General features: G+C 37.5%; 7 protein-coding genes. All 7 read left to right on the top strand.

Annotated features, from left to right (window positions below):
- The first annotated feature begins 8 nt into the window (after positions 1–8).
- The 7 genes from ACIDC4_RS17810 (at position 9) to ACIDC4_RS17840 (ending at position 13,809) form a co-directional block, all read left to right on the top strand.
- Positions 9–1,610 (top strand): RagB/SusD family nutrient uptake outer membrane protein, encoded by a 1,602-nt coding sequence (locus ACIDC4_RS17810; RefSeq protein ID WP_412043601.1) that lies wholly within the window; start codon positions 9–11, stop codon positions 1,608–1,610.
- Between the two features lies 1 nt (position 1,611).
- The gene (locus ACIDC4_RS17815) at positions 1,612–3,249 is read left to right on the top strand and encodes a glycoside hydrolase (protein WP_412043602.1); all 1,638 of its coding nucleotides are present in this window, start codon (positions 1,612–1,614) and stop codon (positions 3,247–3,249) included.
- A 121-nt stretch (positions 3,250–3,370) separates the two neighbouring features.
- Positions 3,371–4,957 carry a glycoside hydrolase gene (locus ACIDC4_RS17820; protein WP_412043603.1) on the top strand — a complete coding sequence of 529 codons (1,587 nt, stop codon included), beginning with the start codon at positions 3,371–3,373 and terminating at the stop codon, positions 4,955–4,957.
- Positions 4,958–5,078: 121 nt separating this feature from the next.
- Entirely contained in the window at positions 5,079–7,499 is a 2,421-nt protein-coding gene (locus ACIDC4_RS17825) for a glycoside hydrolase family 2 TIM barrel-domain containing protein (protein ID WP_412043604.1), read from the top strand.
- A gap of 399 nt (positions 7,500–7,898) precedes the next feature.
- Positions 7,899–9,269 (top strand): glycoside hydrolase family 27 protein, encoded by a 1,371-nt coding sequence (locus ACIDC4_RS17830; RefSeq protein ID WP_412043605.1) that lies wholly within the window; start codon positions 7,899–7,901, stop codon positions 9,267–9,269.
- The gene (locus tag ACIDC4_RS17835) at positions 9,269–11,815 is read left to right on the top strand and encodes an alpha-L-arabinofuranosidase C-terminal domain-containing protein (protein ID WP_412043606.1); all 2,547 of its coding nucleotides are present in this window, start codon (positions 9,269–9,271) and stop codon (positions 11,813–11,815) included. Before ACIDC4_RS17830 ends, ACIDC4_RS17835 begins: the two co-directional genes overlap by 1 nt.
- 59 nt (positions 11,816–11,874) lie before the next feature.
- The gene (locus tag ACIDC4_RS17840; protein ID WP_412043607.1) at positions 11,875–13,809 is read left to right on the top strand and encodes a glycoside hydrolase family 43 protein; all 1,935 of its coding nucleotides are present in this window, start codon (positions 11,875–11,877) and stop codon (positions 13,807–13,809) included.
- Positions 13,810–14,010: the final 201 nt, after the last annotated feature.

The raw sequence follows: 14,010 nt of genomic DNA on the forward strand, positions 1-14,010 counted from the left end.
AAAACGACATGAAAAAAACGATATTATCAATACTAGCTTTTTCTCTAATTGCAGTTTCATGCAGCGATTTTATTGAAAAAGACGAAAGAGGTAAACAAACCTTAGAGAACTATTTTCAAACCGCGCAGGAATGCGAGAATTATGCCAATGAGCTAACACAGCGATTATTGCTTGCCAAAGACTGGTGGGTACTAACAGCGCCAAGAGTAACCAACGAAATGGCTACTGATGATGCCTGGATGGGTAATACAGGTCAGGATAACAGTGCACACAGACCAGCTTCGCAATACCTGATAACACCTGATAATATGGGAGATATGAATGGTGCTTATACCGCTCATTATTACACCATTCAATCAGCCAATATTGGTTTAGAGAAAATGGCTGCATCGCCAATTCCTGATGCACAGAAAAATCAATATATGGGAGAATCTTTATTCGTTCGTGCTTACTGCTATTACGAATTGGTGAATCTTTATGGAGCGGTTCCTTTATATACAAAAGTATTGGGAACTTCAGATCTAAATTTACAACGTAGTCCTGTTGCAGCTGTTTACGCTCAAATAGAAGCCGATCTTAAGGAATCTGCTGCAAAACTGGATAATGCTCCGGTAGCCAGAAACGGAAGAATCAATAAATGGGCTGCTTATGCTTTATTGGCGCGTGTTTCGTTGTTTCAGGAAAAATGGGCTGAAGCCAAATTATACTCAAACAAAGTAATTACTGAAGGGCCTTATGCTCTTGAATCTGATTTCTTAAACATCTGGAATGTAAACAACCATAATGGTGTTGAATCTATTCTTGAAGCGCAAACTTCAGCTGTTCAGGATAAAAATCTTGGAGCTGCTTTACCAACTTTGGCAGGAGCCAGAGGAGAAGACAAGAAAAACTTTCCGAGTAATGATGCAGGAGATGTTTTAGATGGTTGGGGATGGTGTATGCCAACCAGCGATTTAGAGAATGCTTATCTTTCAGAAAATGATGTAATTCGTCGCAGAAGCACTATTACAAAATGGGGAGAAGCTGCATACGGAGATGAGGTGTTGAATCCAACACACAAATTCAGTTTAAACGATAATAAATCAGGACGTATCATTCGTAAATATTATATTCCGATCGCGACACGTCGTGCATTAGACAAAAAAGACGGACACTTACCATTGAATATTCCGTTGATTCGTTTGGCCGAAATGTATCTTACAAGAGCAGAAGCTAACTATCATACTGGCGGAGACGCTTTAGCAGATATCAACATCATTAGAGCCCGTGTAAAATTAGATCCAAAAACAGGATTATCAGGACCAACACTTTTAAGACAAATCTACAAAGAGCGTCGTTTAGAACTGGCTTTCGAAGGATTGCGTTTGTATGATATTCGTCGTGAAAAAGATCCAAATACAGGAAGACCTGTTATCGAATCATTAATGGGACCAAACGGAACTTTTGTTCAGTACAACCTGAATTCTACAGATCCTTACGAAACAACCAATTTAAGAGAACCTCAGGATAAAGGAATCAATTTTAATCCTGCAAAACACTTAGTATGGCCAATACCTCAAATCGAAATTGATTTAAGTGGCGGATTAATCACTCAAAATCCTAATTACTAAAATGAGATTTATAAACAACAATAAAGTAAGTCTGCTGTGTGCAGGCTTACTTTTCGCAAACTCATTTTTGGTAAGCTGCGATTCAGAAAACAACGGAAACTCAGATGCTGAAAATACTACAGCCGAGTTGAGTATAAATCTGGATGCAAATCTTCAAACAATGGAAAGCTTTGGTGCTTCTGATGCCTGGCAATGTAATTTTATAGGAAGAAATTGGCCTTCGGATAAAAAAAATAAAATAGCCGATTTACTTTTCAGTAAAGAAGTAGATGCAGACGGAAATCCAAAAGGAATTGGTTTATCATTATGGCGTTTCAATCTTGGTTCAGGAAGTGCTGAGCAGGGAGATGCAAGTGATATTACAGATGAATGGAGACGTACCGAATGTTTCACCAACGATGGAGTTACTTACAACATGAACAAACAAGCCGGTCAGGTTTGGTTTATGAAAGCGGCAAAAGAGCGTGGTTTAGAAAAATTACTGGCTTTCGCCAATAGTGCTCCGGTGTATTTAACACAAAACGGGAAAGCGCACGCATCCATAAAAGAATTTTATAATATAAAAGAGGGAAAATGGTCAGAATTAGCTGATTTCTGGACCAACTCTTTAGATAAACTAAAAACAGAACACGGTCTAACAATCGATTATGTTGCTCCGTTTAATGAGCCACAATACGAGTGGGACGGTTCAGGACAAGAAGGTTCACCGGCAACGAATGCTAATATTTACAGTTTTGTAAATGTCCTTTCACCAAAATTACAATCAAAAGGATTGACTTCTCAGATTGTGGTAGGAGAAACAGCAGCTTACGAACATTTATACAAAACAGTTTCTGGTAAAGAAAACAGATCGAACCAAATCGATTATTTCTTCGGAGTAAATTCGGCTAAAAATATTGCTGGATTACCAAATGTAAAAAAGACCATTTCAGGACACAGTTACTGGCAAGCATGGCCTTTGACAGAGTTGGTGTATTCAAGACAATTGGCAGCAACAAGAACGCAGTCAGTTCCGGGATTAAGCCTTTGGTCATCAGAATATTGTGTTTTAGAAAGCCCTGGAACAGCTGAATTACCAGGCGGAGCAGGTCCGGGAAGAGATTTAGGAATCCAGACAGCACTTTGGACAGCCCGTATTATCAGTACAGATATTGCCGTTGGTGGTGTTTCGTCATGGCAATGGTGGACAGCCATCAGCCGCGGAGATTACAAAGACGGTTTAATTCACGTAGACGATGGTTCAAGCAACGGAGCAGGAAATGCAGATTATTGCAAAAACGACGGTTTTGTCAGAGATGCAAAAACACTTTGGGCATTAGGAAACTTTTCATTCTTCGTAAAACCGGGAATGGTGAGAGTTCAGATTCCTAGTGTAGATAATGCCACTTCCGTGAATGGTGTAATGGTTACTGCATACAAAGATGCGACAACAAAAAAATTAGTAGTTGTAGCAGTAAACGTTGGCAAATCGGCGAAAGCCTATAAACTGAACCTTTCAGGCGGTGCATTAACAGATAATAAATTGACACCTTATACCACTTCTGAAACCTTGAGTTTGAAAAAAGGAACCGCTGTTGAAGCTTCTGGATTTGAAATTCCTGCTAAGTCAATTGTGACTTATGTTGGGACATATAAGTAAGAGTAAAAAATTAACCGCAAAGCGCGCAAAGAAAGACCGCAAAGGTTCGCCAAGCTGATATAAACTTTGCGAACCTTGCGAAAACTTAGCGTCATTGCGGTTGAAAAAACAAAAAGAATAAATGAGAAAAGTATACATCTCGCTTTTATTGGTCATGAGCTCGCTGTCGTATGCACAGCGAACCGTCACCATTAGCACTGATCATGTAGTACAAACCATGGATGGTTTTGGAGGCTCTGATGCCTGGAGATGCCAGTTTGTGGGTAAAAATTGGCCGGAACAAAAAAAGAATGCCATTGCCGATTTGCTTTTTAGCAAAGAAATCGATGCACAGGGAAATCCAAAAGGAATCGGGCTTTCGATCTGGAGGTTTAATCTGGGTGCGGGAAGTACGGAGCAAGGCGAAAAAAGTAAAGTTTCGGACGAGTGGAGAAGAAGCGAATCTTTTTTGCAGGCAGATGGTACTTACGATTTTAATAAACAAGAAGGACAAAGATGGTTCTTGCAGGCAGCCAAAAAACGTGGTGTCGAAAAATTCCTGATTTTTACCAATAGTCCGCCGGTTTACATGACCAAAAACGGATTATCTTTTGCATCCGAAAAGAATAAACTGAATCTAAAAGATGGTGCAATTCCAAAATTTGCCGATTTTCTAGTTCAAAGTATTCAGGGATTGGAAAAGAAAGAAGGAATCAAATTTGATTATGTAAGCCCAATCAACGAACCGCAATGGGAATGGATGCCAAAACATGGCGACACCAACAGTCAGGAAGGAACTCCGGCTACCAATCAGGAAATTTACGATTTGACCAAATCACTTTCAGAAAAACTGAAAGCGAATAAAATGAATACAGAAATCGTCATTGCCGAAGCCGCCCAAATCGATTATTTATATGAAAATGTAAATTCCGAAAACCGCGACAAGCAAATTGATTATTTCTTTGGAAAAACGAAAACCAACGTTTCAAAATTCCCAAATGTAAAAAACGTCATTTTAGGACATAGTTATTTTACTACCTGGCCAATTGAAAGACAGGTTTTAAGCAGAAAATTAATTGCTGCCAACATCAAACAAAATCCGGGATTAAAATACTGGCAATCGGAATATTGTATTTTAGAAAATCCGGGAGAAGCTGAAATTCCTGGTGGTTCAGGCGGAGGAAGAGATTTAGGAATGCAAACTGCCTTATTCGTAGGGCGTTTGATTCACAATGATATTGCTGTTGCCAATGCTGCTTCATGGCAATGGTGGACATCGCTAACACGTGTTGATTACAAAGACGGTCTGATTTATCTTGATGACGGAAAAAGCAACGGAGGAACAGCGCCGGATTATGTAAAAAATGACGGAGAATTTCACGATTCAAAATTACTTTGGGCTTTAGGAAATTACTCTTTGTTTGTACGTCCGGGAATGCTTAGAATCGATGTTCCCAATCAAAACGATCTGGAAGCAGCAAACGATGTAATGCTAACCGCTTATAAAGATGTCGAAAACAAAAAGCTAATTGTAGTAGCCGTAAACGTTGGAAAATCAGCCCAAAAATACAAATTCAACTTATCGAAAGGAACTTTAAAAAACAATGATTTTACACCTTACATAACCTCAGATACTTCGAATTTAAAAAGAGCAGCAACTCAAAAAATCGACAATCTCGAAATTCCCGCAAAGTCTATAGTGACGTTTGTGGGGGAGCTTGAGTATTAGTTTTCAGTCTCAGTTTACAGTCACAGTTACAGTTTAAACCTGAAACAAAAAAATAACAAATTTAACATAACAAAAAGCTTAGAAACTTAGATTCTTAGCCACTTAGAACCTTTAAAAAAAAATGTTTACAAAAAAGATCTTACTACCCGTATTACTCTTCTCGTGTTTGTCTGCATTCAGTCAGATCTCGTTTGGAGATTCAAAGAAAATCAATGACAACTGGAAGTTCAATCTTCAGGATACTCCGGATGCTCAAAAACAAGCTTACGACGATAGCAAATGGCAATCGGTAAATGTTCCTCATGATTGGAGCGTAAAAGGACAATTGAGCCCAACATTGGCTAGTTGTACCGGTTTTTTACCTGGCGGAATTGGCTGGTACCGCAAATCGGTTACGATTCCTCAAAGTAAAACAGGCGAAAAAGTCTATTTGTATTTTGAAGGCGTTTACAACAGAAGCGAGGTTTTCATCAACGGACATTCATTAGGGAAACGTCCAAACGGATATATTTCTTTTGCTTATGATGCGACTCCGTATGTAAAATATGGTGGAGAAAACACGATTTCAGTTCGTGTAGATCACAGTCAAAGTGCCGATTCAAGATGGTACACAGGTTCAGGAATTTACCGTGATGTTTGGTTGGTATATTCTAATCCGGTTCATATTGCACAATGGGGTGTTTATGCATATCCGGAAGTAAAAAAAGGAACAGGAACACTAAATGTTGAGGTTGAGGTTGAAAATGGTTCAGCTGCAAAATCAAGTCTTACCGTAGTAAATGAACTGATTTCAAAAGACGGAAAATCAGTAGGGAAATCTTCATCTAAAGTAGAGGTTGCCGCTAATAAAAACGGAAAAATTTCGACTAAAATAAATGTAAAAAATCCGCAATTATGGGATTTAGAGAACCCAAATTTATATCAGCTTAAAACCACTGTTTTCAAAGACGGAAAACAAATTGATGAAACGGTAACGAAAACCGGTTTCAGAGATTTCAAATTCGATCCTAATAATGGTTTTGCATTAAACGGAAAATGGATGAAAATGAAAGGTGTTTGTCTGCACCATGACGCCGGAGTTTTAGGTTCTGCAGTACCAAGAGAAGTTTGGGAAACAAGACTGAAAACATTAAAAGAAATTGGTGTAAATGCAATCCGTACCAGTCATAATCCGCAAGCGCCTGTTTTTTATGAACTTTGCGACGAGTTGGGAATATTGGTTTTAAACGAAGCTTACGACGAATGGGAATTTCCAAAACGTAAATGGTTAGAAGGCTGGAATTATGGAACTCCGGGATTCGAAGGTACGTTTGATATTTTTGCAGATTACGCAGAGAAAGATCTGGAAGATTTTGTACGTCGTGACAGAAACCACCTTTCGGTTTTTGCATGGAGTATTGGTAATGAAGTAGATTATCCAAATGATCCGTATTCTCATCCGGTTCTGGATAAAGGAAAAGACGGATTTGGACAAGCCAATTATGGTGGTTACAAAAAAGATGCGCCAGATGCGATGCGTCTTGGAGCAATTGCAAAACGTTTGGTAGCTGCGGTTAAAAAATACGACAAATCACGCCCAACAACTGCTGGTTTAGCGGGAGTTGCAATGTCTAACGAAACAGAATATCCTGGTGCTTTAGACATTACAGGATATAATTATACAGAAAGTAAATACCAATCGGATCACGAGAAATACCCGAACAGAGTTATTTTTGGAAGTGAAAACGTTCACGACATGGAACCTTGGTTGGCGGTAAAAAACAACAAACACATCTTCGGACAATTCTTGTGGACAGGAATTGATTATTTAGGTGAATCAGGAAGATGGCCATCAAGAGGTTTTTACTCAGGATTGGTTGATTTTGCAGGAGTAATCAAACCTAGAGGATATTTCCGTCAGTCACTTTGGTCAGATAAACCAATGGCATATATCGGAACTTATCCATTAAAAGATGTAAAAGATGTTTCTAAAGATGCATGGGCAATTTGGAATTACACTCAAGGTGAAAAAATTCGCGTAGTGGTGTATACCAATGCAGCAAAAGCACGTTTAGAATTGAACGGAAAAGTAGTGGGCGAAACAAAAGCTTACGACGAAAAAACCGGAATTATCTATTGGGATATTCCATTTGCTTCAGGAAAACTAGAAGCAGTTGGTTTAAGTAAAGATGACAAAGAAGTAAGCAGATATGCTATTTCGACTACACAACAACCTGTAGAGTTAACTATTGCAGACAAAAACATTACGATTACAAAAGACAAAGGAGTTGCTAAAATCATGGTTCAGGTTAAGGACCAGAACGGTTTGCCGGTTATGCTTTCAGATAATGAAGTTACCTGCACCATTAGCGGACCTGGAGTTTTATTAGGACTTGAGGCAGGAAACAACAGCGACATGACGGATTATACAGATAATGTTCAAAGAGTTTTCCACGGTCATATTGCAGCATACATTCAGGCAACCGGAGAAGCTCAGCCTATAAAAGTGACGTTTACAAGTCAATGGTTAAAACCAGTTGAAGTTACCATTAATGTGAAATAATCAGTTTTCAACGAAGACCTAACAGGTTTTTAATCCCGAGGGCTCGGGCAATGTCATTAAGTTAAGGGGAAATCTACAAAATTACTTAAAAGTTTAATCAAGAAAGTAATTAGAAAAATCCGTTTTTATCAGCGTTTTCGCTTTAGCGAATCAGTAAAATCAGCGTCTAATTTTGACGCGGATAAAACAGATTTACTTCGTAAAAACGCAGATAAAAACAGATTTTATTTTCTAAAAGCTTAACTTAATGACATTGGGCTTCGGGACTGTTAGGTCTAACAATGCAATGTTATAAAAAAATTAACCTGTCAGTCTTTTTGTTAAGCTGATGGGTTTATTTTTATAGTATCCAAAAGTTTATTATATTTAAAGTGTAAAATTTACACATATTTAATTAAAATGAAAATAAAAAATACAATTGCTTTGGCAATAGGCGTTGTTTTAGCATCGGTTTCATCGAATGCTCAAACGACAACATTCAAAAAAGAAGAATTCAAACAATGGGCACAAACGCCGCCAATGGGTTGGAACAGTTGGGATTGCTACGGTTCTACAGTTGAAGAACACGAAGTAAAAGCCAACGCCGATTATATGGTAAAAAACCTGAAAAAATTTGGTTGGGAATATGTCGTAGTCGATATCAGATGGTTTGTAGAAAATGACAAAGCAGGAGGATACAATCAAACAGATCCGCGTTATGTAATCGATCAGTACGGAAGATATTTGCCGGCTTTAAATCGTTTTCCATCTGCAAAAGACGGACAAGGATTTAAACCTTTGGCAGATTATATCCATAAAAAAGGATTGAAATTCGGGATTCACATTATGCGCGGAATTCCTAAAAAGGCCGTTGAAGACAAATTACCTATTAAAGGTACAAACGGAATCACAGCCGATCAGATTTACTCAACAGCATTGCAATGCGAATGGTTAAGAGACAATTATACTGTTGTTGCAGACAAACCAGGAGCACAGGAATATTACGATTCGTTATTTGAATTGTACGCACAATGGGGCGTTGATTTTATCAAAATCGATGATTTATCAAGACCGTATCACGAAGGAGAAATCAACCTGATCAGAAACGCAATCGACAAATGCGGACGCAAAATTGTCTTAAGCACTTCACCGGGAGAAACTCCTATCACTGCTGCGCCACACGTAACCACCCACGCCAATATGTGGAGAATGGTAGACGACGTTTGGGATACCTGGCCACACATTACACATTTAATGAATGTTGCTCAAAAATGGTATCCGTACATTGCACCAGGAACATGGCCAGACTGCGATATGATTCCGCTTGGACGTATTTCTTTAAGAGGAGAACGTGGCGAAGACAGAATGTCGCGATTAACAAAAGACGAGCAATATACTTTGATTACTTTCTTCAATATTTTTAAATCACCTTTGTTTTTTGGTGGAGATTTACCAAGTAATGACGCTTTTACTTTATCATTATTAACGAATAAAGAAGTGGTAAAAATGCACAATGAAAGTACCGATGTAAAACAACTTTTCCAGAAAGACGGAAAAATTGCGGTGACTTCAAAAAATCCTAAAGACGGAAGTACTTATTTGGCGTTATTTAATATCTTGGATAGTGAGACAGAAACGATTTCGGTAAATTTATCAGATCTTGGAATTTCAGGTTCAGTTCAGGCTGTTAATTTGTGGACAGGGGAGAAATCGACAGTTTCAGCTACAGCAGTTTCAGCAGCATTAAAACCTCATAGTTCAGTACTTTTTCAATTAAAAGCTAAAAAATAATGAAGAAGCTTTTACTGCGTCATCGAATTCTGATTGTACTTTTTGCAGTTTTTATTTCATTTGCATTTGGTTTAAAATCAAAAGAAGACAAACCGGACAAGGTATACCTTTTCGCCTATTCCACATTAAAAAATAATGGAAAAAACGGACTTCATTTTGCCTGGAGTACAGATCAGAAAAACTGGTTTGGCGTAGGTCCTGAACATTCTTTTTTAAAATCAGATTATGGAAGTTGGGGACCAACGGGTAAATCAATGTCTGAAGCTTTTTTGATTCAGGATGATAACGGAATTTTTCATTGTTTTTGGGGAGTGCAGGATGATGTTTTTGCAGCTGCTTCAAGTAAGGATTTGATTAACTGGACAAGACAAAGTTACATTCAGGCAATGAAAAATGTGACGAAAAATGAATCAGGTAAACCAATTATTCAAAACATAAAAGTCAGCAAAAAAGCAGGACAATATACCATTCATTGGAAAGCAGATAACGCAAATTACACTAGTGTTACCAAAGATTTTAAAACATATTCTAAAGCCATAATTGATGACAATAAAGCTCCTCAGTTTAGTGAAATCACATTACAGGGAGAAACTCAAAAAGGAACTATTACTGAAGTCGATTGGACTTTAGTCGATTCGCTGATAAAAAGCATGGAATCATCAAGGCTTAGGGACAAACAAGATAATACTTCACCAAAAAGTGATAGTTTGCTGTTTGTTGGCCTGAAACCTGTAACGGCTCAAATAAGTATTGACGGAAAGGATTCTAAAAAAATAAGCAATATGCTTACGGGAATGTTTTTTGAAGATATTAATTACGCTGCAGATGGTGGTTTATATGCTGAATTGATCCAGAATCGTGATTTTGAATATTCGTTACACGATAAAAAAGGCAGTGATAAAAACTGGAATGAAACAATGGCGTGGAGTGGAAATTTTAAGGTAGAAAAGGAAAATCCAATTCATCCTAATAATTCGCATTATGCTGTGCTTACAAAAAGTAAAATCAGCAATTCAGGTTTTGACGGAATTCCGCTTAAAGCGAATGAAAAATACGATTTCAGTGTTTTTGCAAAAGGAGCAAAATTTACGGTAAAATTAATTGGGGCTAGCGGAGAAACTTTGGCGGAAGCCGCACTAAAACCCAATACTTCATGGAAAAAAATTAGCGCAGTGCTAAAAGTATCCAAAACAGTAAGCGATGCTCATTTAGAAATTAGTTCTGATGGAGAAGTTGCCGTTGATATGGTATCTCTTTTTCCTCAAAAAACGTTCAAAAATCATAAAAACGGACTTCGTGCTGATTTGGCTGAAACCATTGCGGATATGCATCCAAAGTTTGTTCGCTTTCCTGGTGGCTGTGTAGCTCACGGCGATGGAATAGAAAATATTTACCGTTGGAAAAATACTATTGGACCTTTAGAAAGCCGGACTCCAATGCGTAATATTTGGGGATATCATCAATCACTTGGATTAGGATATTTTGAATATTTTCAGTTTTGTGAAGATCTGGGCGCGCTTCCTGTTCCGGTTTTAGCGGCAGGAGTTCCGTGTCAAAATTCATCTGACGGTGGTGCCGGACAACAATTTGGTATTCCGATGGAAGACATGGATGAATACGTGCAGGATGTTCTGGATTTAATTGAATATGCCAACGGTCCTGTTACAAGTGTTTGGGGTAAAAAACGTGCTGAAGCAGGACATCCTAAACCTTTTAATTTAAAATATGTTGGTATTGGTAATGAAGATTTAATTAGTGATGTTTTTGAAGAACGTTACAGAATGATTGTAAAAGCCGTGCAGAAAAAATATCCTGAAATTATCATTATTGGTACTGTTGGACCCTTTTTTGAAGGCACAGATTATAACGAAGGATGGGCGATTGCCGATGATTTGAAACTGCCAATTGTAGACGAACATTATTATCAAAGTCCGGGTTGGTTCATTAATAACCAGAATTTTTATGACAGTTATGACCGTTCTAAATCAAAAGTGTATTTGGGAGAATATGCATCTCGTGGCAATAAATTTTATAATGCTTTGGCCGAGGCGCTTTATCTTACTGCTATTGAGCGAAATGGCGATGTAGTTACAATGGCTTCTTATGCACCTTTATTAGCTCGCGAGAAACATACGCAATGGAATCCTGATTTGATTTATTTTACAGGAAATGAAGTAAAACCAACAGTAAATTATTTTGTACAGAAATTGTACGGACAAAATCCGGGTGATATTTATTTGCAGCCTAAAATAAAATTATCAGATGCAAATAATGAAGTTCATAAGCGAATTGGTGTTTCAGTGGTTCAGGATAATGCTTCGGGAGATTTGATTGTAAAGTTGGTCAATATGCTTCCGGTTGCTGTAATTCCATCAATAGATGTATCGAATCTAACGACGACTGAAACTGCAGGTTATACTACATTTTCAGGAACTCCCGAGAGTACCACTGCCAGACCAATATCTCAAACTATTACAGTAAAAGAAGCCTTTTCAAAAGAATTGCCTGCTTATTCATTTACTGTGATTCGTATTAAAACTAAATAATTTTTCGACTATTTAAAGTTATATTTTTTGAAAGTTGAAAACCATAAACAGAATAGATAATGAAAAAAACACATTTTAGTCTTGTATTATTTTTAATGATTTTTAATTTTTTACAAGCCCAGAATACCCCAAAAGGAACTCCGCCCGTTATTGCCGATAAAGATTTAACAGCTTATTTGTTTGTATACTTTACAGGAAATTCTGTAGAGGAAGAAGCAGTGCGATACGCCATAAGTGCCGATGGTTATCATTATTATCATTTAAATAATAATAAACCGGTAATTGACAGTAAAGCGATAAGTTCAACCGGAGGCGTTCGTGATCCGCATATTTTGCGTGGCGATGATGGCAAAACATTTTATATGGTGCTGACCGATATGACTTCGTCTAAAGGCTGGGACAGTAACCGCGCCATGATTTTACTAAAAAGTACCGATCTTGTAAAGTGGGAAAGCAGTGTAGTAAATATTCAAACTACTTTTCCTGGAAATGAAAACCTAAAACGTGTTTGGGCACCGCAAACTATTTACGATGCTAAAGCGGGAAAATATCTGGTTTACTTCAGTCTGCAATACGCCGGAGGTCCTGATAAAATTTATTACGCTTATGCGAATAAGGATTTCACTGCTCTGGAAAGCGCGCCAAAATTGTTATTTGTTCCAAAATCAGAGCGAGCTTCTATCGATGGCGATATTATCGAAAAAGATGGTGTTTATCATCTTTTCTATAAAACCGAAGGCGGAAAAGCGGGAATAAAAGTAGCTACAACAACAGATTTAACTTCAGGAAAATGGACAGAAAACGACAATTATCTGCAACAAACCAATGATGGAGTCGAAGGTTCAAGCGTTTTTAAACTCAACAATTCTGATGATTATATCCTGATGTACGATGTGTATACGAAAGGAAAATATCAGTTTACTAAAACCAAAGATCTGGAGAACTTTACAGTAATTGACAATGATATTTCAATGGATTTTAATCCGCGTCACGGAACCATTTTACCTATCACACGTTCTGAGTTGAAAAGGCTTGTGGCCAAATGGGGAATGCCGGAGAAATTTCCAAAAATAAATAATAATCCGGTTCTTGAAGGGTATTATGCTGATCCTGAAATTTTATATTCAAACAAAACGAAGAAATATTATATTTACCCAACCAGCGACGGATTCGACGGCTGGTCAGGAAATTATTTTAAAACCTTTTCATCAGATAATTTAACCGACTGGAAAGATGAAGGAATTATTGTAGATCTTAGAAAAGATGTAAGCTGGGCCAACAGAAATGCGTGGGCGCCTTGTATTGTAGAGAAAAAGATCAAAGGAAAATACAAGTATTTCTATTATTTTACAGCAGCTCAAAAAGTAGGTGTAGCTTCATCAGATAATCCTACGGGACCATTTACAGACAGCGGAAAAGCTTTGGTAAGCACAAGACCCGAAGGTATAAAAGGCGGTCAGGAAATCGATCCGGATGTTTTTACAGATCCTAAAAGCGGTAAAAGTTATTTGTACTGGGGTAATGGATATATGGCTGTAGCCGAATTGAATGCCGATATGATTTCGCTTAAAGAAGGAACAACAAAAGTCATCAAAGTAGATCACACTTATCGTGAAGGAACGTATGTTATTTACAGAAAAGGACAATATTATTTCTTGTGGAGCGAAGACGATACCAGAAGCCCAAATTATAAAGTAAGATACGGAGTTTCGAAATCGCCTTTAGGGCCAATAGAAATTCCTAAAGACAATATTGTCATACAAGGAAATCCTGGAGAAGAAATTTATGCAACAGGACATAATTCGGTTTTGCAGATTCCAAATAAAGACGAATGGTACATTGTTTATCATCGATTTTCATATCCAACAGGAATAAAAATGGGAGATGCCGGCGGTTTTCACCGTGAAGTTTGTATCGATAAACTGGAGTTTAATCAGGATGGGACTATTAAACAAGTAACACCAACTCATTTGGGTATAAAAGCAATTAAATAATTTTATATATTAATTTTGGTCAGTAAGGGCTATTTCTTTTGATAGAAATAGTCCTTATTTTTTTTATATTCATCTGAAAAACAGATGCAATACAAAAATGAAGTCATAAATTAAATTCTCACGTTTAAGCATCGAATAAGAAGTAAAAATTTACATTTTAGATTTAATTACAACTTTTAGTTATATTCTATAAGAGGGTTT

Origin of the sequence: Flavobacterium sp. C3NV (assembly GCF_046825355.2) — a bacterium.
GTDB lineage: Bacteria > Bacteroidota > Bacteroidia > Flavobacteriales > Flavobacteriaceae > Flavobacterium.

What these genes read in the sequence shown, in the direction of transcription:
- ACIDC4_RS17810 (WP_412043601.1), top strand. Translation starts at nt 9, where the DNA reads ATGAAAAAAACGATATTATCAATACTAGCTTTTTCTCTAATTGCAGTT.
- ACIDC4_RS17815 (WP_412043602.1), top strand. Translation starts at nt 1,612, where the DNA reads ATGAGATTTATAAACAACAATAAAGTAAGTCTGCTGTGTGCAGGCTTA.
- ACIDC4_RS17820 (WP_412043603.1), top strand. Translation starts at nt 3,371, where the DNA reads ATGAGAAAAGTATACATCTCGCTTTTATTGGTCATGAGCTCGCTGTCG.
- ACIDC4_RS17825 (WP_412043604.1), top strand. Translation starts at nt 5,079, where the DNA reads ATGTTTACAAAAAAGATCTTACTACCCGTATTACTCTTCTCGTGTTTG.
- ACIDC4_RS17830 (WP_412043605.1), top strand. Translation starts at nt 7,899, where the DNA reads ATGAAAATAAAAAATACAATTGCTTTGGCAATAGGCGTTGTTTTAGCA.
- ACIDC4_RS17835 (WP_412043606.1), top strand. Translation starts at nt 9,269, where the DNA reads ATGAAGAAGCTTTTACTGCGTCATCGAATTCTGATTGTACTTTTTGCA.
- ACIDC4_RS17840 (WP_412043607.1), top strand. Translation starts at nt 11,875, where the DNA reads ATGAAAAAAACACATTTTAGTCTTGTATTATTTTTAATGATTTTTAAT.